The sequence below is a fragment of the Mycobacterium stomatepiae genome (genome assembly GCF_010731715.1).
Taxonomy (GTDB): domain Bacteria; phylum Actinomycetota; class Actinomycetes; order Mycobacteriales; family Mycobacteriaceae; genus Mycobacterium; species Mycobacterium stomatepiae.
Genome location: NZ_AP022587.1, coordinates 1,127,217 through 1,151,554 on the forward strand (window position 1 = coordinate 1,127,217; position 24,338 = coordinate 1,151,554).

The following is a 24,338-nucleotide window of genomic DNA, read 5'->3' on the forward strand; positions in this document are numbered from 1 at the left end:
GGGAGCATCTATCGGCATGGCGTTGCCGTACCCGTTCGAGGACCCGCACCGTAGCGACCGAGCAGTCTCCCCGCCGCCACCGCTGCAGGAGCCCGCAGAGCCGACCGATTTCCGGCCAATGAACTACGGCGACAACGATTCTGACGGACAAAAGCCACACGTGATCCGGCTTCGGGTGGCCCCCTGGGACCTGGTCGCCACGCTCACACTGGTGGCGCTGTTGGTCATCCTGGCCACGGCGACAACGTGGCCAACCAAGCTCTACGGCTTCCTCGGCGAGGTGTGCTCGGACGAGTCGTGTGGCCTGGTCCCCTTCCAGATCGACGTGTACATCTACCCGGTGGTGTGGGGCGGAATCGGTGCGGCGATCGCCGCCGCGGGGATCGGGCCGTTCGTCTCGCTGTTGAAGGGCTGGTACATGTCCTTCTGGCCGGTGCTATCGCTGGCGATCATCATGGTGAGCTCCGTGATCGGCGACGCGCTGACCGTCTTCAGCGCCCGTTACTGGCACTGATTCCCCGGCTGCCCCGTCCGGGCTGCAAAGCGTTGCGGCCGGCAGCGTTGTGAGACCGAAATCACAGCTGCCGATAAAGATTTGGGATCGGCAGTCACCGTCCGGTCACGGTCCTACACCAAATCTTTCGTGGACCTCACCAGCTATTTTCCGGGTGCAATTTGTGTTGTAAAAGTTTGTGTAGTGACTGGTGTGACTCCACGGGCCTACCGAGATTCACGTCCCCGCAAGGAGGCGGCGTTCGACCCCGAACTTGGGGTCGTCGCGAGTCATCGAACGGCGGCCCAGGCGCCCCAGCGCCCGGGCCTTGACCCGACAGGGTTCAGGAAGGTTGGAACTCCAATGAAGCGCATCTATTCGTTTGCTATCGGCCTCGCCATCCTGGGGGCCCCGATGGCCGCCGCCCCGGAGATCGCGGCCGCCGACCCCGGCGTGCGGTCGACGGACTACCAGCAAGCCACCGACGTGGTTGTCATGCGCGGTCTCTCGCAGCGCGGCGTGCCGTTCTCGTGGGCCGGCGGCGGTATCAACGGCCCCTCCCGCGGCACCGGGACCGGCATCAACACCATCGGCTACGACGCCTCGGGCCTGATGCAGTACGCCTACGCCGGCGCCGGCATCAGGCTGCCGCGTTCGTCCGGCGCGATCTACCGGGCCGGACAGAAGGTCCTGCCGCAGCAGGCCCAGAAGGGCGACATGCTCTTCTACGGTCCCGAAGGCACCCAAAGCGTCGCGATGTACCTCGGCAACAACCAAATGCTCGAGGTCGGCGACGTCGTGCAGGTCTCGCCGGTGCGCACCAACGGCATGACGCCGTACCTGGTCCGGGTGATCGGCGCGCAGACGCCGCTGCAGCAGGCACCGGTGCAGCAGATGCCGGGCCAGCAGGCCCCGCTTCAGCAGCCGCCGACCCAGCAGGTGCCGGGCCAGCAAGCACCGCTGCAGCAGCCACCGGTGCAGCCGCTCCCGGCGCAGCAGGCGCTGCCGCAGCAGCCGGCACCGCTGCAGCAGCCGGCGTTGCCGGCGCTGCCGCAGCTGCCGAACCTGCAGACGCTGCTGCAGCCGGCGGGCGCCACGCGATAGGTTTCGCGACCGCTACAAAACGCCACTTGCTCCACTGAGCAGCTTCGCCGGGAGGCAAGCGCACGGGAGCAGGTGGCGTTTTAGGTAAATTAGCGTGGTCATGCAGATCACGTCAGTGCCCCCGCCGCCGGCCGTCCCGGGGAATCCGGGCAGGTCAGGGCTGCGCGTGCCGGGATCTGCGGGGTTTTATCGCTACGACCTGGACGGCTTGCGCGGCATCGCGATCGCGCTGGTCGCCGCGTTCCACATCTGGTTTGGCCGCGTCTCCGGCGGTGTCGACGTCTTCCTGGCCCTGTCCGGATTCTTCTTTGGCAGCAAGATCCTGCGCGCCGCGCTCAACCCGGCCGTCACGTTGTCGCCCGTCGCCGAAGTGATCCGGCTGATCCGCCGGCTGGTGCCCGCCCTGGTCGTGGTCCTTGCTGCGAGTGCAGTGCTCACCATTCTGGTGCAGCCGCAGACCCGCTGGGAGACCTTCGCCGACCAGAGCCTGGCCAGCCTCGGCTATTACCAGAACTGGGAACTGGCCAACACCGCGTCGGACTACCTGCGGGCGGGCGAATCCGTCAGCCCGTTGCAACACATCTGGTCCATGTCGGTGCAGGGGCAGTTCTATGTCGCCTTCCTGTTGCTGGTCGCCGGCTGCACCTTCTTGTTCCGGCGAACGCTCAAGGCGCACCTGCGCACGCTGTTCGTGGTGCTGCTCAGCGCGCTGACGGTGGCCTCGTTCGTCTACGCGATCGTCGCTCACTCTGACGACCAGTCGACCGCCTACTACAACAGCTTCGTGCGCGGGTGGGAGTTGCTGCTGGGCGCGCTCGTCGGTGCCGTGGTGGCCAACGTCCGGTGGCCGATGTGGCTGCGCACCGCCGCGGCGTCCGTCGCGCTGGCGGCGGTGGTGTCCTGTGGGGCCCTGGTCGACGGCGTCGACGAATTTCCGGGCCCCTGGGCCCTGATACCGGTCGGCGCCACGGTGCTGATGATCCTCGCCGGAGCCAACCTGCCGGGCGACCCGGGGACCGGCGGCCGGATGCCGCTGCCGAATCGGCTGCTGGCCACCCGGCCGCTGGTGGAGCTGGGCGCCATCGCGTACTCGCTGTACCTGTGGCACTGGCCCCTGCTCATCTTCTGGCTGTCCTACAGCGGCCACAAGCACGCCGACTTCGTCGAGGGCGCGGCGGTGCTGCTGATCTCCGGGGTGCTGGCGTATCTGACCACCCAGCTCGTCGAGGACCCGCTGCGCTACCGGGCGCCGCAGGAAACCGGCGCGGCACCCGTGCTGCCGTGGTGGTCGCGGCTGCGCCGGCCGACGATGGCGCTGGGGGCGGCGGTCGTGCTACTGGGCGTCACACTGACCGCGACCTCGTTCACCTGGCGTCAGCATGTGACGCTGCTGCGGGCCGCGGGCAAAGAGCTGTCCGTACTCAACCCGCAGGACTATCCCGGCGCCCGCGCCCTGACCGAGCACGTGCGGGTGCCGACGCTGCCGATGCGGCCCAGCGTGCTCGAGGTCAAGAACGACCTGCCGGCCTCGACGGCGGACGGCTGCATCAGCGACTTCGTCAACCCGGCGGTGGTCAACTGCGTCTACGGCGACCTCGATGCGACCCGGACCATCGCACTGGCCGGCGGGTCACACGCCGAGCACTGGTTGCCGGCCCTGGATGCGCTCGGACACGCCCATCACTTCAAAGTTGTGACATATCTCAAAATGGGCTGCCCGTTGTCCACCGAGCAGGTCCCGCTGATCATGGGCAACAACGCCCCCTACCCGCAGTGCCGCGACTGGGTACAACGCACGATGGACAAGCTGGTCTCCGACCATCCCGATTACGTGTTCACCACCACAACCCGCCCCTGGAATATCAAGTCCGGTGACGTAATGCCCGCGACCTACATCGGGATCTGGCAGACGTTGTCCGACAACAACATTCCGATCCTCGGCATGCGCGACACGCCGTGGCTGGTCAAGAATGGCCAGCCGTTCGACCCGGCGGACTGCCTGGCGAAGAAGGGCGGCAACGCCACGTCGTGCGCGATCAAACGCTCCGACGTTTTGTCCGATCGCAACCAAACCCTGGATTTCGTCGAGCAATTCCCGCTGCTCAAGGTACTCGACATGTCAGATGCCATCTGCCGCACCGATATTTGCCGTCCGGTCGAGGGAAACGTGCTGATCTACCACGGCGCGCACCACCTGACCCCCACCTACATGCGGACCATGGCCCATGAGCTCGGCGTCCAGATCGCGGCTGCCACGGGCTGGTGGTAGCCCGGACAGGACAGTCCGCCGCGGATAAGGTCGTGTGGTGCCGTCAACCAACCCGGCTTCCGGACCGGCCGCAGCATCGGGTGCTGTAACCCCGGACGAAGCCACGCCTACGTTGCCCACCGTTTGGCCAGGGGGTGCCTATCCCCTCGGGGCCACTTACGACGGGGCCGGCACTAACTTTTCGCTGTTCTCCGAGATCGCCGAACAGGTCGACCTGTGCCTGATCGACGAGCGCGGCGACGAATCGCGGATCCCGCTCGACGAGGTCGACGGCTACGTGTGGCACGCCTATCTGCCGAACATCACGCCCGATCAGCGCTACGGATTCCGGGTACACGGCCCGTTCGATCCGGCCGCCGGCCACCGCTGCGATCCGAGCAAGCTGCTGCTCGATCCCTACGGGAAGTCGTTCGACGGTGATTTCACATGGGGTCAGGCGTTGTTCTCCTACGACTTGGCGGGCATCGACCCGAACGGCGACACCACGATCACCGGCACTCCCCCGATGATCGATTCACTGGGCCACACGATGACCAGCGTGGTGATCAACCCGTTCTTCGACTGGGCCTTCGATCGCGCGCCGCTGACCCCGTACCACGAGACGGTGATCTACGAGGCCCACGTCAAAGGGCTGACCAAAACCCATCCGGGCATCCCCGAGGGACTGCGCGGCACCTACGCCGCGCTCGCTCATCCCGTGATCATCGAACACCTCAAGTCGCTCAACGTCACCGCGTTGGAACTGATGCCGGTTCACCAGTTCATGCATGACGAACGCCTACTCGATCTAGGGCTGCGAAACTACTGGGGCTACAACACATTCGGGTTCTTCGCCCCGCACTACCAGTACGCGTCGAATCGGCAGGCGGGCGGCGCGGTCGCCGAATTCAAGATGATGGTGCGCAGCCTGCACGAGGCCGGCATCGAGGTCATCCTCGACGTCGTCTACAACCACACCGCCGAAGGCAACCACTTGGGCCCGACGATCAACTTCCGCGGCATCGACAACAGCGCCTACTACCGGCTGCTCGACGAGGACCCGCGGTTGTACAAGGACTACACCGGCACCGGCAACAGCCTCAACGCCCGCCACCCGCACGTGCTGCAGCTGATCATGGACTCGCTGCGCTACTGGGTGACCGAGATGCATGTCGACGGATTCCGCTTTGACCTGGCCGCCACGCTGGCCCGCGAGTTGCACGACGTGGACCGCCTGAGCGCGTTCTTCGATCTGGTGCAACAGGATCCGATCGTCAGCCAGGTCAAATTGATCGCCGAACCGTGGGACGTCGGTGAGGGCGGTTATCAAGTCGGCAACTTCCCGGGTTTGTGGACCGAGTGGAATGGGAAGTACCGCGATACTGTGCGTGACTACTGGCGGGGTGAGCCCGCAACCCTGGGCGAGTTCGCTTCCCGGCTGACCGGGTCGTCGGACCTGTACGCGGCGAGCAGCCGGCGGCCCAGCGCCAGCATCAACTTCGTCACCGCACACGACGGGTTCACCCTCAACGACCTGGTCTCCTACAACGAGAAACACAACGAGGCCAACGGCGAGGACAACCGCGACGGGGAAAGCCACAACCGCTCGTGGAACTGCGGTGTCGAGGGTCCGACCGACGATCCCGAGATCACCGAGTTGCGCTGCCGGCAGATGCGCAATTTCTGGGCCACCTTGATGGCGAGCCAGGGCACCCCGATGATCGCGCACGGCGACGAGCTGGGACGCACCCAGAACGGCAACAACAACGCCTACTGTCAGGACTCCGAATTGGCGTGGATCGACTGGTCTTTGGTGGACAAGAACGCCGATCTGCTGACCTTCGCCCGCAAGGTGACCAAACTGCGCAGGAAGCATCCGGTGTTTCGCCGACGCCGATTCTTCGACGGCGAGCCGATCCGCAGCGGCGACGAGGTCCGCGATATCGCCTGGCTGACGGCGACGGGCCGGGAGATGACGCACGACGACTGGAACCAGGGCCTGGACAAATGTGTCGCAGTGTTCCTCAACGGCGAGGCCATCACCGCGCCCAATGCCCGCGGCGAACGGGTGGTCGACGATTCATTCCTGTTGTGCTTCAACGCCCACAAGCGCGCAGTGGAGTTCGTCACACCGCACGACGACTATGCGCGGGAGTGGACCGTCGAGATCGATACCAATAATCCTGCCGGCGACGCGGACCTCGTGGTCGCCGCCGAAGAAAAGGTCGCGATACCCGGGTGCTCGGTGCTGATCATGCGGAAGACCGCCTGACATATGGCTTTTCCGATCCGCTCCACCTATCGGTTACAGTTGCGCGGATCCGCCAGTGGCAGCGCCTTCACCTTCGCCGACGCGGAGAATCTGCTGGACTATCTCGACGAGCTCGGGGTGTCGCACCTCTACCTGTCCCCGATCCTGACCGCGGTCACCGGGTCGAGTCACGGATACGACGTCACCGACCCGACCACAGTGTCGCCGGAGCTCGGTGGCGCCGAGGGGCTGGCGCGGCTGTCGGCGGCGGCGCGGGCACGCGGCATGGGGCTGATCGTCGACATCGTGCCCAACCACGTCGGAGTCGACCAGCCCCGGCAGAACCCGTGGTGGTGGGATGTGCTGCGGCACGGCCGATCATCGGACTACGCAACATATTTCGACATCGACTGGGACCTCGACGAGCGGGGCCGCATCGTGCTGCCGGTGCTGGGTTCCGACGACGACGTCGCCGATCTGACGGTCGACGGCGACCTGCTGCGGTTGGGCGATCTGGCGCTGCCGATCGCGCCCGGCACCGGCGAGGGCACCGGCCCCGAGGTGCACGAGCGCCAGCACTACCGGTTGGTGGGCTGGCGCAGCGGCGTCGTCGGCTATCGGCGTTTCTTCTCGATCACCTCGCTGGCCGGCCTGCGCCAGGAGGATCGCACGGTGTTCGAGGCCAGCCACGCGGAGATCGCGCGCTGGTTTCGCGAGGGATTGGTCGACGGTGTGCGCATCGACCACCCCGACGGATTGGCCGACCCCAGTGGGTATTTGGCGTGGCTGCGCGAGCTGCTCGGCGCGGACGCCTGGATTGTCATCGAGAAGATCTTGGCCGTCGACGAGGCGCTGGAGCCGACGCTGCCGATCCAGGGCACCACCGGCTACGACGCATTGCGGGAGCTGGGTGGGGTTTTCGTCGACCCGGCCGGAGCGCCGGCGCTGACCGCGCTGGTGGAATCCGCGGGTGTGGACTATCAGAGCACTCCGCGGGTGTTGGCTGGGTTGAAGGTTCAGGTGGCCACCGAGACACTCTCCAGCGAGCTGGCCCGGCTGCGGCGGGCGATCGTGGCGGCCGCCGGAAGCGATCACGCACTGCTGCCGGACGCGGTGGCCGCACTGCTCAGCCACATCGACGTCTACCGCACCGACTACCTCGGGCTGGCGGCCGTCCTGCCTAGTGCGCTCGCCAAAACCCAAGCTGCACAACCGGAACTGGGTCCGGCTTTGCAGGTGCTCGCCGCGGCGCTGGCACACGGCGGCGAGCCCGCCGCGCGCCTGCAACAACTGTGCGGCGCGGTGACCGCCAAGGCCGTCGAGGACTGCCTGTTCTACCGCGACGCCCGGCTGATCTCGCTCAACGAGGTCGGCGGCGAACCGCACCGGTTCGGTGTCGGCGCAGCGGAGTTTCAGCACAGCGCCGCCATCCGCGCCCGGCTGTGGCCCCAGGCGATGACCACGTTGACCACCCACGACACCAAGCGCGGCGAGGATGTGCGGGCCCGCATCGGGGTGCTGTCCCAGGTGCCCTCGCTGTGGACGGAGTTCGTCACCAGGTGGGAGATTGAGACACCCTCCCCCGACGCCGCGACCGGACAGTTCTTGTGGCAGAACATCTTCGGGGCATGGCCGCTGGACGGCAAGGTCACCGACCAGCTGCGCGTCCGGCTGCACGGATACGCCGAGAAAGCCATCCGAGAAGCGGCGCTGCACACCTCGTGGAACGACCCGGATACCGCGTTCGAGGACTCTTTACACGGGTGGTTGGACAGCGTCTTGGACGGGCCGGTGGCCGGACAGCTGACCGAGCTTGTCGCCCAGCTCAATCCGCATGCTGCCAGCGATGCGCTGGGCCAGAAGCTACTCGCGCTGACCGTGCCCGGCGTTCCGGACATCTATCAGGGCACCGAGCTCTGGGACGACAGCCTGGTCGATCCGGACAACCGCCGGGCGATCGACTATGCCACGCGCAGAACCGCTCTCGCGGAATTGCAGCACCCGAAGCTGCGCGTCGTCGCCACGGCGCTGCGGCTGCGGCGCTCGCGCCCGGACAGCTTCCGGCGCGGCGATTACGTGCCGGTGCTGGCCAGCGGCGAGGCCGGTGATCACGTCGTGGCATTCCGGCGTGGCGACGACATTCTGGTCGCGGTTACCCGCTGGACGGTGCGGCTGGCCGAAACAGGTTGGGGTAACACCGTATTGCCGTTGCCCGACGGCTCCTGGACCGACACACTCACCGGCGCGATGGCGAGCGGGCCGACGTCGACCGCCGAACTGTTCGCCAACCTCCCCGTCGTGCTACTGGAGCGAAACAATGGCTGAATTCCGGGTGTGGGCTCCCAAACCCACACTGGTCCGCCTCGACGTCGACGGCGTGGTACACCCGATGACACGCTCGGATGACGGCTGGTGGCACACGGTGGTCGACGCGCCGGCGGGTGCCCGCTACGGCTACCTGCTCGACGACGACCCCAAGGTGCTGCCCGACCCGCGGTCGCCACGCCAACCCGACGGGGTGCACGACCGCTCCCAATTGTGGAATCCCAGCGACACCTGGACGGACGGCGAGTGGGCCGGCCGATCGGTCGAGGGTGCGGTGATCTACGAGCTGCACGTGGGCACCTTCACCGCCGCGGGAACCTTCGACGCTGCGATCGAAAAGCTGGACTACCTGGTCGATCTCGGGGTCGACTTCGTCGAGCTGATGCCGGTCAACTCCTTCGCCGGAACCCATGGCTGGGGATACGACGGCGTGCTGTGGTACAGCGTGCACGAACCCTACGGCGGACCCGACGGCCTGGTCCGGCTCGTCGACGCTTGCCACGTACGGGGTTTGGGTGTCCTGATCGACGCGGTGTTCAACCACTTCGGCCCGTCGGGGAATTACCTGCCACGGTTTGGCCCGTACCTGTCGTCGGGCAGCAACCCGTGGGGCGAGGGCGTCAACATCGCCGACGCCGACTCCGACGAGGTCCGCCGCTACATCATCGGTTGCGCGTTGCGCTGGATGCGCGACTTTCATGCCGACGGGCTGCGGCTGGACGCCGTCCATGCACTGGTGGACACCACGGCGGTTCACATTCTCGAGGAGATGGCGACCGAAACCGATTGGCTGTCACAAGAAGTGGGTCGGCCGCTGTCGCTGGTCGCCGAGAGCGACCTCAACGACCCGCGGCTGATCACCCCGCGCGATCACTACGGCTACGGGATCACCGCGCAGTGGGACGACGATATCCACCACGCCATCCACACGGCGGTGTCCGGCGAGCGCCAAGGCTACTACGCCGACTTCGGTTCGCTGGCTACACTGGCGGATACGCTGCGCCGCGGCTTCTTTCACGCCGGCACCTATTCGTCGTTCCGCCGGCGCCGGCACGGCCGACCGCTGGACACCAAGGCCATCCCGGCCGGGCGGCTGTTGGCCTACACCTGCACGCACGACCAGGTCGGCAACCGCGCGCTCGGCGACCGGCCGTCCCAGCACCTGACCGGCGGCCAGTTGGCGATCAAGGCGGCCCTGGCTCTCGGATCACCCTACACGGCAATGCTTTTCATGGGTGAGGAATGGGGGGCGTCGACGCCGTTCCAGTTCTTCAGCTCGCATCCCGAACCGGAGCTCGCCAAGGCCACCGTCGAAGGGCGTAAGGCCGAATTCGCCGGGCACGGATGGGACGCCCACGACATCCCCGACCCGCAGGATCCGCAGACGTTCCAGCGATCCAAGCTGAACTGGGATGAGGTCGACGCCGGGGACCATGCGCTGCTGCTGGGTTTTTATCGGGACCTGATCGCCTTACGGCGCAAAGACCCCGACCTGGCCGACCCGTGGCTCGACCACCTGACTGTCGACTACGACGAGGAACTGCGCTGGATCATGCTGTCACGCGGGCAATTACGGATTGCGTGCAACCTCGGCGGCGAGCCGGTGACCGTGCCGGTCGCGGGCGATGTCGTGCTCGCCTGGGGTGAGCCCAGCGGGAGCGTCGACGGCACTGTGCTGGAAGGGCATTCGGTCGCGATCCTGCGCCACCGGTGACTCGAGCTACCGCCTCCCGCTCCGCTAGCGCTACCATCACCGCACCGACGACTGCAATGGAGCAGAGATGGCCCAAAAGGTGCGGATTCCACCCGATCTGATCGGCGGCGACGTCGACGAGGGATACGGCAAGGTCGCCGACGCTTTTCGTCGCAACCTGAGCAGCGGCCGGGAGGTCGGCGCGGCGATCGCGGTGTATCGCGACGGGCGTAAGGTCGTCGACCTGTGGGGCGGGTACCGCAACGAGACCACCCGGGCGCCGTGGCAAGAGGACACCGTCGTCAATGTCTTCTCGACTACCAAAGGCATTGCTTCGGTTGCCGTTGCGCTGGCCGTCTCTCGCGGCTACCTGTCGTATGACGCCAGAGTCGCCGATTACTGGCCCGAGTTCGCACAGGCCGGCAAGGAGGCGGTGACGGTACGTCAGCTGCTGGCCCACCAGGCCGGGCTGCCCGTCATCAAGCCGCCGCTGACACTGCGGGAACTGTCCGACCCGCCGACGATGTCGGCCAAGCTCGCCGCCCAGACGCCGGCGTGGACGCCCGGCACACGGCACGGCTACCACGGCATCACGCTCGGCTGGTACGAAGGCGAACTGATCCGCCGGACCGACCCCGCCGGGCGGACCCTGGGCCGATTCTTTGCCGAGGAGATCGCCAGGCCGCTGGGACTGGACTTCTACATCGGGCTGCCCGATTCGGTGGACCGCGATCGCGTCGCGTATTTGGACGCCTGGTCGTTGCCCCAGCTGCTTTTTCATCTGAACACGATGCCGCGCGGCCTGGCGCTGGCATTGTTCAATCCGTTCGACCTGGCGGCGCCCTCGCTCAGCGTCGCCAAGGGCATCAACGACCTGGGCGACTTCAACCGCGACGAGCTGCGCGTGGTCGAGATGCCCGCGGTCAACGGCACCGGCACCGCGCGCTCGATCGCAAAGCTGTACGGCAGCGCCGCCACCGGCAGTACCGAGCTCGGCCTGAGCGCCGGCACCCTGGCTGCCCTGAAAAGCCCCGCGCAACCACCGACAAAGGGGTTGCGCGACAAGGTGCTACACGTCGATTCCAATTTCACCCTGGGCTTCAACAAGCCCAGTCCCCTGTCCATCTTCGGATCGTCCGGGACTGCCTTTGGAACGCCGGGAGCGGGTGGTTCGTTCGGATTCGCCGATCCGGACACCGGGATCGGCTACGGCTACGTGATGAACAAGCTGGGTTTCCATCTGGTCAGTGACCCGCGGGAACTCGCGCTGCGGCACGCGCTATTCCACGAGGCACTGGGAACCAGGCCGCAAACCTGACCTACACGCTGGATCGGCCGGCGGTGCGGATCGCCTCAGCGATCGCGTCGGCGAGCGGATCGATCTCGGCGTCGGCCAAATCGGCGATAGTGACCCGAATTCCGGCCGGCGTGCCGATCCGGAATCGTGAACCGGGCGCGGCGGCCCACCCCAAATTGATCAGCCGCGTGATGGCCACCGTCTCGTCGGGCACCGGGATCCAGACGTTGAGCCCGGAACGGCCGTGCGCGGCGATCCCGCGGTCGGCCAGCGCCGCGCGTAGCCGGGTTCTGTTGTCCGCGTAGCGCCGCTCGGCTTGTCCGACGAGACGCGACGCCGCCTCGTCGGACCACAACCGCACCGCAAGATCCTGCAGCAGATGGCTCACCCACCCGGGTCCCAGCCGCAGTCGTCCGTGTACCCGCTCGACGGTGCGCTGATCTCCGGCGAGGACGGCCAGCCGCAGGTCGGGACCGTAGGCCTTCGACGCCGACCGCACGAATGCCCAATGAACGCTCGATCCGGCCAGCGAGTGCAACGGAACACCGGAGATGCCGGCGCAGTGATCGTCCTCCACGACCAGAACGTCTCGGTCCGCCAACACCGCGCGTAGTTCGCCGGCGCGCGCCGCGGATAGCGCCGCACCGGACGGGTTCTGCGCGCGCGTGGTGACGACCAGCGCACGCGCCCCGCCACCCAGCGCCCGTGCGACCTCGGCGACCAGCGGGCCGTCGTCGTCCACGCGCACCGTATCGACCGAAAGGCCCAGCGCGGCAAGCAAATCCAGTAGGTTGGCCCAGCCCGGATCCTCGACGGCAACCCGGTCGCCGGGGCGCAGGTGCGCGGTGAGTGCCCGTTCAATGCCGTCGAGCGCCCCGCTAGTCACCGCGAGGTGCTCGGCGGGAACGCCGTCGGCACTCAAAGCCGCACCGGCGCACTCGACCAGTGCCGCCGACATGGCCGGCTCCCCATAGAGCACCGGGCGTCGAGGATGCGAATCACATTGCGGTACAGCAGCAATAGGTAGCAGGGCCGGATTCGGGTTTCCGGTCGACAGGTCGCGAACACCCGCGGGGATGTCCAGCCCGAGCAGCGAGCGCGGCGTTGTCGCCGGGCGGTGTCGCACCCGGGTACCGCGGCGCCCCGAGGTTTCGACGGTCCCGCGATCGCGCAGCAGGCGATAGGCCGCGGCGGCGGTGTTGGCGTTCACGCCGAGTCGTGCGGCCAGTTCGCGCACCGGGGGCAGCGCGTCACCGGGCGTCAGGGCGCCGCTGGAGATTCCTTCTTCGATGTTGGCGGCGATGGACTCCGCGCCCGTCCCCGCTATGCTGTATTGCACTGGCACATTCAATATTATGTACTATTACAATAATGAAGGCAATCCGATGGACTACGAACCGACGTCGCACACCACGCCCACCCGCTACCGGGAGCGCGCCCGCTACGACCGCGATACCGTCCATCGCATCCTGGACGAGGCCCTGATCTGTCACCTGGGGTATCTGGGTGACGGCCGGCCGGTGGTCTTGCCGACCACGCACGCGCGCGTCGGCGAGACCCCGTACATCCACGGCTCGACCGGCAGCGGTCCGATGCTCGCCGCGAAGCTGGCCGGCCTGCCCGTCTGCGTCACCACCACCCTGGTCGACGGGCTGGTGCTGGCCCGCTCGGCGATGCACCACTCACTGAACTACCGCTCGGTCGTCGTGATGGGCACGGCACGCCTGGTCGACGACCCCGACGAGAAGCGGCGGGCATTCGACGCGCTGCTCGACCACGTGCGCCCTGGGCGCGCCGCCGACTGCCGGCCGCCGAACGCGCGGGAACTCGCCGCGACGGCAGTGCTGGCCCTCGACCTCGTCGAAGTGTCGGCGAAGGTGCGCGACGGCCGCGTGGCCGACGATCCGGAGGACATCGCGCTACCGCACTGGGCCGGAGTGGTCCCACTGCGACTGGTCGCCGAACCACCGCAACGCGCGCCCGACCTGGACCCCGCTACCCCGCTGCCGGACTATCTGGCCTGATTACAGCAGCAGGTAGCGATAGGCCGGCGAGCCCGGCTGCAGCGTCTCGAAGTGAATCTCGGTGTCGCGCATCCGATCCAGCAGGTCGTCCAGCTCGGCCGAGGAACCCAGTTGAATACCGACCAGCGCCTCACCGGTCTCGCGGTTGTTGCGCTTGACGTACTCGAACAGGGTGATGTCGTCGTTGGGTCCGAGCACGTCGTCGAGGAATCGGCGCAACGCACCGGGCTCCTGCGGGAAGTCCACCAGAAAATAATGCTTGAGCCCGAGGTGGACCAGTGAGCGCTCGAGTACCTCGCCGTAGCGCGACACGTCGTTGTTGCCGCCCGAGATCAGGCAGACGACGGTGGACCCGGGCTCGATGTCGGCTTCCAGCACGCCGGTGACGGACAGCGCGCCCGCGGGCTCGGCGATGATGCCCTCGTTCTGATAGAGGTCGAGCATCGCGGTGCAGACCGCGCCCTCGTCGACGGTCGTGATCGACACCATGTCGCCCGCGGCGGCCAGGGCGGCATGCGTCAGCGTCCCCGCCCGCTTTACCGCGGCGCCGTCGACGAACTGGTCGACGTGATCCAGCGTCACCGGCTCCCCGGCGGCCAGCGCGGCCATCATGGCCGCGGCCCCGGCCGGTTCGACACCCAGCACCGATGTGTTGGTCGTCCGCTCGGACAGATAGGACGTGATGCCCGCGATGCAGCCACCGCCGCCGACCGGAACCACCACCAGGTCGGGTTCGCCGCCGAGCTGCTCGAGCATTTCGACGGCGATGGTGCCCTGGCCGGCCATGGTGCGCACGTCATCGTATGGCGGCACCAGCGTCGCGCCGGTGCGCTTCACGTCGTCGAGCGCCGCCTCGGCGGCAAGGTCGTACGTCGATCCGCCCACGATCAGGTCGATGAAGTTGCCCCCGTGGTAGCGGATCCGGTCGCGCTTCTGTTTGGGCGTCTTGGCCGGCACGTAGACGCGGCCGTGCACGCCCAGGGTCCGGCAGGCGTAGGCGAACCCCTGCGCGTGGTTGCCGGCCGAGGAGCAGACCACGCCGGCGCCGATCTCCGCGTCGGACAACTGCACCAGCAGGTTGTAGGCGCCGCGCAGCTTGTAGGACCGCACGATCTGCAGGTCCTCGCGCTTGAGGTAGACCTGCGCGCCGGTGATCGCCGACAGCCGATCGCTGTACTGCAGCGGGGTGGGTGTGACTACCGCGGCAATCCGCTGCGCAGCGCTGTCAATGTCGGCAGCCGAAAGCACATGCGGCGTCGTTGACATGCTGGGGGGACGGCTCGGTTCAGCGGACACCGAATAATGGTGCCACGCACCCCCGGCCACCTGCCTAATCGGCTCAGTTCACCGGGGTCAGCACGAACACCGGAATCTGGCGTTCGGTCTTCTTCTGGTAGTCCGCGTAGGGCGGGTAGGCCGCGACGGCGCGCTCCCACCAGACGGCCTTTTCGTCGCCGGTCAGCTCGCGGGCGTCGTAGTCGCGGGTGACGGTGCCGTCCTGCAACTCGACGCGGGGATTCTTCACGATGTTGTAGTACCAGACCGGGTGCTTCGGCGCGCCGCCGAGCGAGGCGACGACGGCGTACTCGCCGTCGTGCTCGACCCGCATCAGCGGCGTCTTGCGCAGCTTGCCGGACTTGGCTCCGACGGTCGTCAGTAGGATCACGGGCATCCCCTGCATGTCCGTCCCGTCCGTCCCGCCGGACTCCATGTACTTCTCGGCTTGCTCACGGGCCCAATCGGACGTCGAAGGTTCGTACTCTCCGGTAAGCGGCATGTCCACCACTCTAGGCCCGCGCGCGGCGATTTCGCCCCGAGCAGACTCAGCCGCCTAGGCCGAGAAGCGGATCATTGCGCCCGGGCGAGTTCGGCGATCGCATTGACGCGTCGCGTCGCCGTCGCGATCTCGTCCGCGAATTCCTGGCGACGCTTGGCGAGTTGCTCGGAATCCGAACCGTCGACCAGCTCCCGGTGCCGCGCCAGCCGCAGTGCGGTCTTGAAGAGCTCCATCGACCTCGACTCGGCGCTGGCGATCCGGCGCTGTAGCTCCCACTGCTTGCCCAGCTCGAGACATTCGTTGAGGAACGCGTTTTCGTCGAGGGACTCGTCCCCGAGCGCGGCCAGCCGGTCGGCGACGATGTGGTACGCGTCCAGGAACGGCCGTAACACCAGGTGCGCCAACAACAAGTCTGCCGATTCGAGCAGCCCGCGCACGTCGACGGCGGCAGCGGCCTTGCTGGTGTCCTCCACCGGCCCGATCAACCGCACCTCGTCGGCCAACTCCTTTTCGAACTGGGTACGGCCGGAGAACAGGAACTCGAACTTCAGCAACTCCCGCAAACTCAACGCCTCGTCACGCACGGTCACCGGTGACACCATGCCGTCCGCGGAGTTCTCAGCGTTTTCCACCGCGGCGAGCAGCGCGGTTTCGGCGATCGCGCGATCGACCAGGATGTGGATCGCGGATTGCGGTAGAACGCGGCGACCAGATGCTGGTCCTCGCCGATCCCCCACACCGCTTCGGTGCCGGCTTCGTACACGCTGACCACCCCGGACGCGACGAGCTGGTGCAGGGTCCATCGGATCGTGGAGCGATTCGTCAGGTCCGCGGCCCCGGCGACGGCCCAGTTGCGCGCCGTGATGTAGCTGGCCAGCGGGCGCACCGTGGCCAGCACCTCGCTGATCGACAACGACCGGTCCGCGCCCAGCAACGCCAGGTTCACCACGGCGGTGGGAGTCACCGGTGTCGCGCGGTTGATCCGGTGCTCGACGTCCAGCGCGATCCGCTCTATTTCGGTCCCGGTTCCCGCCTCTTCGCCGCGCATCTCCTCGAGGCGTTTGCGCAACGGCAGCGGTTCGCCGAAGTCCAGGTACGCGCGACCGAGCCGCTTGCCCTGCTGGCGGGCCAGGCCGACCAGGAAGCGAAGATCCTCGGGACGTTTCGCCGCCCCATAGGCCTTGGTGGTCATCGCCTCAACTTCGTGCAGCTGGTCGTACACGATCGATGTCGGCACCAAATACACTTCGGGACCGTCGATTTCGTCGACGGCGTCGGTGAGGTAGCGCAGGATGCCGAAGACCGGGGGCCGCAACTTGCCGGTGCGGGTGCGCCCGCCCTCGATCGACCAGGTGAGATTGGTGTGGTCTTGCACCAGCTGCGCGGTGTAGGCGCGCAGCACGAATCGGTAGACGGGAATGTCCTTGGTCTGGCGCCGGATGAAGATCGTTCCGGTGCGCTTGGCGAAGCCGCCCATCGGGAAGAAGTTCAGGTTGGCCCCGCCGAACGTGAAGGTCGCCGAGAGCCGATTGGCCACGATCATTTCCGGCAGCAGCATGCCGTCCAGGTACGACCGGTGCGAAAAGGCAAACGCCAGCGTCCCTTTGCGATCCAGTTTGCGCAGCTGCGCGATCTGGTCCTCGTCGACCAGCACGTCGTAGGCCCGCATCAGCCAGCGGCTGAATCCGCGCCAGCCCTGCACCGCCCGCTCGTCGAGCGAGGCCGCCATCTCGCGCAGGTAGCCAGCCGCCTCGGCGCGGACGTCGCCGGGATTGCGGCCGAGTTCGTCGGCCAGCGTGGCCAGTTTCTCGTCGTACCACGGCGCGCCGAGCAATTGGGCCACCGCGGGCGGGTCGGTCGATACGGGGATCACCGGTTCATCGATAACATCCAGTGCGCTGCAACACCTTTCGCGCTCTAACGCGCCCGATTTCACGCGCTGTCGCGAGCCGCCCGCCGGTCATGCCGCTCGCACCGTTCTCGTCATTCCCGTTCTCCTTCAGGTGTCGCCGGGTGCGGGACCGGCCAGCTGCGCGTTGTCCACATCCCCTCGGTGAGCGTACGTCCGCCCTCGGGTGGCATGGAACACAATTCGCGATTTGGCGCCTCGATCCGGCGTGCCCGTCGACGGGAGCCGAGTACGTTCGGATCATGCGGCCCCAACCCGATACTGGCGCGAGCGACCTCACGCCACTCGAGGAGACCGCGTTGCTGACCCAGTACGCGCGAGCGCTGGACGGCCAGTGGCCGCGGCCCATTCTCGGAGATTCGCTCGCCGCCGAGATCGTCGACCAGATCGACTACGACTTCGCGGGGCTCGGCATCCCGGCGAGCGTGGTCTGCCAGACGGCGCTGCGCGCCAAGATGCTCGACGAACGGGTACGGGCCTTCACCGCCGAGTATCCGCATGCCATCGTGATCGATCTGGGCGCCGGGCTGGACTCGGGCCCGTTTCGGGTGCGCCCGCCGGCAGGCGTCGACTGGTACCGCGTCGACCTGCCCGGGGTCAGCGCGCTGCGCCGCCAGCTGCTGCCGACCAGCAGGCGAGCCCACGTGCTGACCGCCTCGGTGGCCGATCAGAGCTGGCCCAACTCCATCCCGTCCGATCGGCCCGTCATCGTGATGGCCGACGGCCTGTTCGCGTTCCTGTCCGAGCCGGTGCTGATCGCCCTCTTCCGGCGCATCACCACCTATTTCAGCTCCGGAGAATTGGCGTTCAACGACTACGGCCGCATCGGCTGGTTTAGCCGGCTCGCGGTGAAGCTGGCCCCGCAGCGGATGTTCAGCAGCGTCGGCGCGCAGTGGGGTTATCCGGGGTTCGAAGACCCGCTGGTGCCCGAACAATGGAACCCGTCGCTCAAGCTCGTCGAAGAGGCAAGCCTGGCGCACGCGCCCGAGGTCGAGCTGTTTCCGGGTTGGATTCGATTCGCTACCAAGCTTTCCGGGATGTTCGAGGTGTCGGCCCGCAAGGCCAGAATCCTGCGCTACCAGTTCTAGGCCGGATGGACGCCGCAAGTGCAGGCATCGATCGACGGACAGGTGCAGCTCATCCCCCACTCGATGACGGCGCCCGCCCGCGCCAACGACGCCATCTGGTCGTCGATCTCGGCGAGTTTGGCCTCGGCCAGCGCGCGACTGGCCGGACGCCCGGACGCATCGTCGGCGAATAGCAGCTGGATTTCGTCCAGCGCGAAGCCGGCGGATTTGCACAGCCCGATGACCTCGAGGCGGGCCAGGATCGAGTCGTCGTAGCGGCGCCGTCCGCCCAGCCGCGGCGGCGCCGGCAGCAGCCCGATCTGCTCGTAATAGCGCAGCGTGGTCGCGGCCACCCCGGATTCGCGCGCGACGTCACCGATCGTGAGTGTCGCCCGCTCCCGGGTGGTTGCCGCGGCAGCCATCGAACCTCCCTGCAGCGTCGTACTTGACTTCGAGCCAACTCTAAGTCGTTGACTAAGACCATGCACAACAGCGCACTCGGCGATGCCCGCTACGCCCTGCTCCGATCGTTTAGGCCCGACGGCACACCCCGCGACACCCCGATCTGGTTCGCGATGGATGGCGACGCATTGGTGTTCCGGACCAAGGTCGGCCCGAAGACCAAACGCCTGACCGCCCATCCCGACATCGAGCTGCGCGCGTGCGACCACCGCGGCCGGGTTCGCGACGGGGCGGCGACGCTGGCCGGGCGCGCCGCGCTGTTGTCGGGCGCCGAGGCCGAACGCGCCAATCGGATCCTGCACCGGCGCTACGGCTGGCAGTGGAATATCGTCCCGCTGATCAAGGTGCCCGGCGTGACCAACGTGCACCGGAATCTGGGGATCCGCGAGAAGCTGCGCCGGGCCCGCGCCCGCGGGGTCTGGCCCGACAGCGTCATCGTCCGGGTGCAGCTGTAGGGATGCGGCGCATTGAGTGTGTGCCTACGGCTTTGCGTGTGCGCTGGCGGCGCAAAATCTGCGGTGGATTCAAGGTTTGGTTGCAACAGTTGTGTCTGTCGGGGTGGACAGTAGCTTGTTGAGGCGGTTGGTGGGGTTGTCCCAGTTGAAGCGTTTTCGGGGTCGTCCGTTGAGTTCGTCGGCGACGTAGGCGAGGTGTTCGGCGTCGTGCACCGAAAGGTCGGTGCCCTTTGGAAAGTATTGCCGTAGTAGGCCGTTGGTGTTCTCATTGCTACCGCGCTGCCAGGGTGAGTGGGGATCGCAGAAGTAAACCTCGATGCCGGTGTCGATGCTGATGCGGGCGTGGTGGGCCATTTCGTGGCCTTGGTCCCAGGTCACGGTGCGGCGCAAGGTGGCGGGCAGGTCTTTGACCGCGGCGATCATGGCCTCGGCGACGGCCTCGGCGCTACGGGTATGGGGTAGGTGCAGCAGTCGGACATATCCGGTGGAACGTTCAACCAGCGTGCCGATTTGAGAGGCCTGGTCCTTGCCGATGATCAGGTCTCCTTCCCAATGGCCTGGCACGGCGCGGTCGTTAGCTTCGGCGGGCCGCTCACTGATGTTGACCATGCCTTGGATACGGCCGCGGCCGTCACCGGCGCGGCCCGTCGGCGCGGTTTACGCAACGCGCGCCCGGTGCGCAGGCATGTCCTCAGTTCCCGGCGCAGTTCTCCGCGCCCTTGCACGTAAAGCGCCTGGTAGATGGTTTCGTGGGACACCTGCATCTCCGGGCGGTCAGGATAGGTCGCGGTCAATACCCCGGCGATCTGTTCGGGGCTGTACTTGTTGACCAACAACGCTTGCACCTCGGCCCGCAATTGCTCACAGCGGCCCAACTTGCCGGTCTTGGGTCGACGCGCCCGTTGCTCGCTGCGCCGCTGAGCGATGCGCGCCGAGTAGCCCGACTTCGCGTCCCAACCGGCCCGGCGGGCCCGAACCGATACCGGGCGCGATAACGGCCCACATGCCCTCGCATGACACCGTTGTGGGCAATCTCGCGCATGATCGTCGACGGCGCCCGGCCCAACCGGCGCGCCATCGAACGGATCGACTCACCGTGCGCGGTGCCGATCATGATCTGTTCACGCTCATCCGCCGACAGCCGCGGCCGTCGCTGTCCTTGAGGCTTTGACCATCGTGGATTCACACCACCAAACCTGCGAAACCACTTGCTACCGCACGTCGCCGACACGCCGACCGCCACCCCGGCATCCTCCGAGGACCATCCCGCAGCGATCAAATCCCAATACCGCCGCTGCACCACCAACAACTGAGGCTGACCCGTCATCAACACCCCTAACTACGAAGTGTTGCAACCACCCCTTGAACTCAAGGGCCGAAATCCCGCCCTGGCCGCGCACTCGCGGCGGCGAGCGCTTCGCTGCCTAACTGCCCAGGCAGCCCGGGCCGAGGAGTTCCTTCAGGTCGCCCATCAGCGCCGGTGACGGCGTCACCCGCAGCGACTGATCGAGCTCCAGCCTGGTGATCCGGTCGCCGCTGATCAGCCGCAGATGCACCTGCGAGGTGCCCGGATGCCGCGCCAGCACCTGCTTGAGCGCGCTCACCTTGTCGATGGTGCACTGCCGGGTGGGCAGGCTGACCGCGATCGGCCGGTTCGGCTGGGCATTGGAAAAGTCCGGCACCACAAGCTCATTGGCGATCAGCGAGATCCGGTCGTCGCGGATCGCGACCTTGGCGTTGACCAGCACCACCGCGTCGTCGACGATGTCGGCGCCGTAGGCGGAGTATGCGTGCGGGAAGAACATCACCTCGATGCCACCGGTGAGGTCTTCCAATTGGGCTGATGCCCAAGGCATTCCGTTCTTGTTGACTCGACGGTTCACCGAGGCCAGGATGCCACCCACCCGCACCTGGGTCTCGTTGTTGACGTCGCCGTCGAGGATCGCCGGGATCTGGGTGTCGACCTGGGTGGCCAGCAGGTGCGCCACCCCGTTGAGCGGATGCCCGGAGACGTAGAGCCCCAGCATTTCCCGCTCCAGGGCGAGCTTGTGCTTGTCTTCCCACTCGTCCTCGGGCACCCGGATGGTGAACACCGCGTCCCCGCCCGCGTCGCCGCCGCCGAACAGGTCGTACTGGCCCATCGCCTCGGCCTTCTTGGTGCCCAGCACCGAGTCGACGGCGTCGGTATGCACCAGGAACAGCCCCTTGCGGGGGTGCCCCAGCGAATCGAAGGCGCCGGCCTTGATCAGCGATTCAGTGACCTTTTTGTTGCACGCGGAGATGTCGATCTTGTTCAGGTAGTCCGAGAAATCCGTGAATTTGCTTTTCTCGCTTCGGGTTTTGATCAGCGAGCCCACCACGTTGGCACCGACGTTGCGCACCGCGCCGAGGCCGAAGCGGATGTCCTTGCCGACCGACGCGAAGTTGACCAGGGACTCGTTGACGTCCGGTGGCAGCACCGTGATGCCCAGCTTGCGGCAGTCGGCCAGGTAGACGGCGGCCTTGTCCTTGTCGTCGCCCACCGATGTCAACAGCCCGGCCATGTACTCGGCCGGGTAGTTGGCCTTCAGATAGGCGGTCCAGTAGGAGACCAGGCCGTAGCCCGCCGCGTGCGACTTGTTGAAGGCGTATCCGGCGAACGGAAGAATGGTGTCCCACAACGCCTTCACCGCCTTTTCGGAGAAACCGTTGGCGGTCATCCCCTCTTTGAAACCCTGATACTCGGCTTCGAGCACCTCGAGCTTCTTCTTGCCCATCGCCTTGCGCAGCGCATCGGCCTTACCCATCGAGTAGGAGGCGACCTTCTGGGCGATGAACATGATCTGCTCTTGGTAGACGATCAAACCGTATGTTTCGGAAAGGATCTCGCGCAGCGGTTCCTCGAGCTCCGGGTGAATCGGCTTGATCGCCTGGCGGGCGTTCTTGCGGTCGGCGTAGTCGTTGTGGGCGTTCATGCCCATCGGGCCCGGCCGATACAGCGCCAGCACGGCGACGATGTCGTTGAATTCGGTCGGTTGCATCCGGCGCAGCAGGTCGCGCATCGGCCCGCCGTCGAGCTGGAACACACCCAGGGTGTCACCGCGGCCGAGCAGCTCATAGGTCGGCTTGTCGTCGAGCGGCACCGATTCCAGGTCGAGGTCAATTCCCCGGTTGGCCTTGATGTTGTCCAGCGCGTCGCCGATGATCGTCAGGTTGCGCAGGCCGAGGAAGTCCATCTTCAGCAGGCCGATGGCCTCACACGACGGGTAGTCCCAGCCGGTGATGATGGCGCCGTCCTGCGGCCGCTTCCACACCGGGATGGCCTCGGTCAGCGGCTCACTGCTCATGATCACCGCGCACGCGTGCACGCCGGCGTTACGGATCAGGCCCTCGAGGCCGCGCGCCGTCTGGTAGATGGTGCGCACGTCCGGGTCGGTCTCGATCAGGCTGCGCACCTCGGACGCTTCCTTGAACCGCTCGTGGGACGGGTCGGTGATGCCCGACAGCGGGATGTCCTTGGCCATGATTGGCGGCGGCAGCGCCTTGGTGATCCGGTCGGCGATCGCGAACCCCGGCTGCCCATAGTGGATGCGCGCCGAATCCTTCAGCGCCGCTTTGGTTTTAATCGTGCCGAAGGTGATGACCTGCGCTACGCGGTCGGAGCCCCACTTGTCGGCGGCGTAGCGCACCATCTCACCGCGACGGCGGTCGTCGAAGTCGATATCGATATCGGGCGCCGACGGCCGTTCCGGGTTGAGGAACCGCTCGAACAGCAGGCCGTGCGGAATCGGGTCGATGTTGGTGATGCCCAGCGCCCAGGCCACCAGCGATCCCGCCGCCGAACCACGCCCCGGCCCGACCCGGATGTCGATGGACTTGGCGTGGTTGATCAGGTCGGCGACGATCAGGAAGTAGGCCGGAAAGCCCTTGTCGCAGATGACCTTGATCTCGTACTCGGCCCGCTCGATGTAATCCTGACCCACCCCGGACGGAAATCGCCGCTGCAGTCCCGCCATCACCTCGTGGTGCAGCCAGGTCGCCTGGTCGTGCCCCTCGGGCACCGGGTAGACCGGCATCCGGTCGCGTGGCGCCCACACGTCTGCGTAGGACTGCACCCGCTCGGCGATCAGCAGGGTGGAATCGCAAGCGCCCGGCACCTGACCGTCCCAGAGCTCGCGCATCTCGGCGGCCGACTTGAGGTAGTAGCCGTCCCCGTCGAACTTGAACCGGTTGGGGTCCGAGAGCGTCTTGCCGGTCTGCACGCACAGCAACGCCTCGTGATTGTGCGAGTGGTCGCGGGTCACGTAGTGGCAGTCGTTGGTGGCCAGTGGCGGGATGCCGAGCTTGCGGCCGATCTCGAGCAGGCCGTCGCGGACCCGCGTCTCGATGGACAGCCCGTGGTCCATCAGCTCCAGGAAGAAGTTGTCGGCACCGAAGATCTCGCGCCACTTGGCGGCCGCCTCCAGCGCCTCGCGCTCATGCCCCAGCCGAAGCCGGGTCTGCACCTCACCCGACGGGCACCCGGTGGTGGCGATGATGCCCTCGGCGTGTTCGGCGATCAGCTCGGCGTCCATCCGCGACCACTTGCCGAGCTGACCCTCGAAGGAGGCCAACGACGACAGCTTGAACAGGTTGCGCAACCCGCTGGCGTTTTCGGCCACCATCGTCATGTGGGTGTAGGCGCCACTGCCGGAGACGTCGTCGGACTTCTGGCCCGGGTCGCCCCACAGAATGCGCTTGGTGTCGAAGCGCGAGGCCGGCGCGATGTAGGCCTCGACGCCGATGATCGGCTTGATCCCGACCTTGGTCGCCGCGTTGTAGAACTCGCTGGCGCCGAACATGTTTCCGTGGTCGGTCATGCCCACCGCGGGCATCTCGAGCCGCTGGACCTCGGCCAGCATCGGCGTGATCTTCGCGGCACCGTCGAGCATCGAGTACTCGGTGTGGTTGTGCAGGTGCACGAAGGACGACCCGCGAGGTGCGCTCGCGCTCGGAGCAGACGAACCGGTCATAGGGACGCCAGTCTATGACCCACTACCGACGCATTCTCGGCGTGTCGCGCAAGTGTGTCTCGGGACTTTTCTTGAGGCTTCGCGATGCCGGTGAGGACGATCGCCAACATCCGGTCCGCCTCGCCGTCGCCGGCGGTTTCGGTGGCCATCGCTATGGCGTTGACGAGGGTGATGACGTCGCCGAGGGTGACATCGCTCCGCACGACGCCGTCGACCTGGGCACGGTGCGGTGACCGCAGGGG

Annotated in this window: 16 protein-coding genes and 2 pseudogenes; 10 read left to right on the top strand and 8 right to left on the bottom strand. The window is 66.8% G+C overall.

Annotation, left to right across the window (positions count from 1 at the left end):
* The first annotated feature begins 118 nt into the window (after nt 1-118).
* The 7 genes from G6N54_RS05410 (at nt 119) to G6N54_RS05440 (ending at nt 11,432) form a co-directional block, all read left to right on the top strand.
* Complete coding sequence (locus tag G6N54_RS05410) at nt 119-514, top strand: hypothetical protein (RefSeq protein WP_308207257.1); 396 nt, start codon at nt 119-121, stop codon at nt 512-514.
* A 342-nt stretch (nt 515-856) separates the two neighbouring features.
* Nucleotides 857-1,597: an NlpC/P60 family peptidoglycan-binding protein RipD gene (gene ripD, locus G6N54_RS05415; RefSeq protein WP_163788887.1), complete on the top strand. Its 741-nt coding sequence runs from the start codon at nt 857-859 to the stop codon at nt 1,595-1,597.
* 100 nt (nt 1,598-1,697) lie between these two features.
* On the top strand, nt 1,698-3,866 hold the full coding sequence (locus G6N54_RS05420; protein ID WP_163788888.1) for an acyltransferase family protein: 2,169 nt from the start codon (nt 1,698-1,700) through the stop codon (nt 3,864-3,866).
* A gap of 112 nt (nt 3,867-3,978) precedes the next feature.
* Nucleotides 3,979-6,117 carry a glycogen debranching protein GlgX gene (gene glgX, locus G6N54_RS05425; RefSeq protein WP_163794531.1) on the top strand — a complete coding sequence of 713 codons (2,139 nt, stop codon included), beginning with the start codon at nt 3,979-3,981 and terminating at the stop codon, nt 6,115-6,117.
* A gap of 3 nt (nt 6,118-6,120) precedes the next feature.
* A complete protein-coding gene (gene treY / locus G6N54_RS05430) occupies nt 6,121-8,421 on the top strand; it encodes a malto-oligosyltrehalose synthase (RefSeq protein WP_163788889.1) in 2,301 nt (766 codons plus the stop codon).
* Nucleotides 8,414-10,135 carry a malto-oligosyltrehalose trehalohydrolase gene (treZ, locus tag G6N54_RS05435; protein ID WP_163788890.1) on the top strand — a complete coding sequence of 574 codons (1,722 nt, stop codon included), beginning with the start codon at nt 8,414-8,416 and terminating at the stop codon, nt 10,133-10,135. Before treY ends, treZ begins: the two co-directional genes overlap by 8 nt.
* A 67-nt stretch (nt 10,136-10,202) precedes the next feature.
* Complete coding sequence (locus G6N54_RS05440; protein ID WP_163788891.1) at nt 10,203-11,432, top strand: serine hydrolase domain-containing protein; 1,230 nt, start codon at nt 10,203-10,205, stop codon at nt 11,430-11,432.
* A 1-nt stretch (nt 11,433) separates the two neighbouring features.
* Here G6N54_RS05440 and G6N54_RS05445 read toward each other — a convergent pair whose 3' ends face one another.
* Nucleotides 11,434-12,756, bottom strand: coding sequence for an aminotransferase class I/II-fold pyridoxal phosphate-dependent enzyme (locus G6N54_RS05445; protein WP_163788892.1), 1,323 nt, complete (start codon nt 12,754-12,756; stop codon nt 11,434-11,436).
* A 40-nt stretch (nt 12,757-12,796) separates the two neighbouring features.
* Between G6N54_RS05445 and G6N54_RS05450 the strand changes: the two genes are divergently transcribed.
* The gene (locus G6N54_RS05450; protein WP_163788893.1) at nt 12,797-13,435 is read left to right on the top strand and encodes a pyridoxamine 5'-phosphate oxidase family protein; all 639 of its coding nucleotides are present in this window, start codon (nt 12,797-12,799) and stop codon (nt 13,433-13,435) included.
* On the opposite strand, the gene ilvA is transcribed toward G6N54_RS05450, so the two are convergent.
* The 3 genes and pseudogenes from ilvA to G6N54_RS05465 all read right to left on the bottom strand — a co-directional run bounded on the left by ilvA (nt 13,436) and on the right by G6N54_RS05465 (nt 17,176).
* Nucleotides 13,436-14,731 carry a threonine ammonia-lyase gene (gene ilvA, locus G6N54_RS05455; RefSeq protein ID WP_163788894.1) on the bottom strand — a complete coding sequence of 432 codons (1,296 nt, stop codon included), beginning with the start codon at nt 14,729-14,731 and terminating at the stop codon, nt 13,436-13,438.
* A gap of 43 nt (nt 14,732-14,774) precedes the next feature.
* Complete coding sequence (locus tag G6N54_RS05460; RefSeq protein ID WP_163788895.1) at nt 14,775-15,212, bottom strand: nitroreductase family deazaflavin-dependent oxidoreductase; 438 nt, start codon at nt 15,210-15,212, stop codon at nt 14,775-14,777.
* A gap of 71 nt (nt 15,213-15,283) precedes the next feature.
* A pseudogene (locus G6N54_RS05465) lies at nt 15,284-17,176 on the bottom strand (lysophospholipid acyltransferase).
* 187 nt (nt 17,177-17,363) lie between these two features.
* On the opposite strand from G6N54_RS05465, the gene G6N54_RS05470 reads away from it, so the two are divergent.
* Nucleotides 17,364-18,209 (top strand): class I SAM-dependent methyltransferase, encoded by an 846-nt coding sequence (locus tag G6N54_RS05470; RefSeq protein ID WP_163788896.1) that lies wholly within the window; start codon nt 17,364-17,366, stop codon nt 18,207-18,209.
* Here G6N54_RS05470 and G6N54_RS05475 read toward each other — a convergent pair.
* On the bottom strand, nt 18,206-18,610 hold the full coding sequence (locus G6N54_RS05475; protein ID WP_163788897.1) for a MerR family transcriptional regulator: 405 nt from the start codon (nt 18,608-18,610) through the stop codon (nt 18,206-18,208). The genes G6N54_RS05470 and G6N54_RS05475 overlap by 4 nt on opposite strands.
* Nucleotides 18,611-18,670: 60 nt before the next feature.
* On the opposite strand from G6N54_RS05475, the gene G6N54_RS05480 reads away from it, so the two are divergent.
* Complete coding sequence (locus G6N54_RS05480) at nt 18,671-19,105, top strand: PPOX class F420-dependent oxidoreductase (protein ID WP_163788898.1); 435 nt, start codon at nt 18,671-18,673, stop codon at nt 19,103-19,105.
* A gap of 69 nt (nt 19,106-19,174) precedes the next feature.
* On the opposite strand, the pseudogene G6N54_RS05485 reads toward G6N54_RS05480, so the two are convergent.
* The 3 genes and pseudogenes from G6N54_RS05485 to G6N54_RS31495 form a co-directional block, all read right to left on the bottom strand.
* A pseudogene (locus G6N54_RS05485) lies at nt 19,175-20,432 on the bottom strand (IS30 family transposase).
* Between the two features lie 97 nt (nt 20,433-20,529).
* Nucleotides 20,530-24,096: a DNA polymerase III subunit alpha gene (dnaE, locus tag G6N54_RS05490; protein ID WP_163788899.1), complete on the bottom strand. Its 3,567-nt coding sequence runs from the start codon at nt 24,094-24,096 to the stop codon at nt 20,530-20,532.
* Nucleotides 24,093-24,299, bottom strand: coding sequence for an SbtR family transcriptional regulator (locus G6N54_RS31495; RefSeq protein ID WP_372513242.1), 207 nt, complete (start codon nt 24,297-24,299; stop codon nt 24,093-24,095). Before G6N54_RS31495 ends, dnaE begins: the two co-directional genes overlap by 4 nt.
* Between the last annotated feature and the right edge of the window lie 39 nt (nt 24,300-24,338).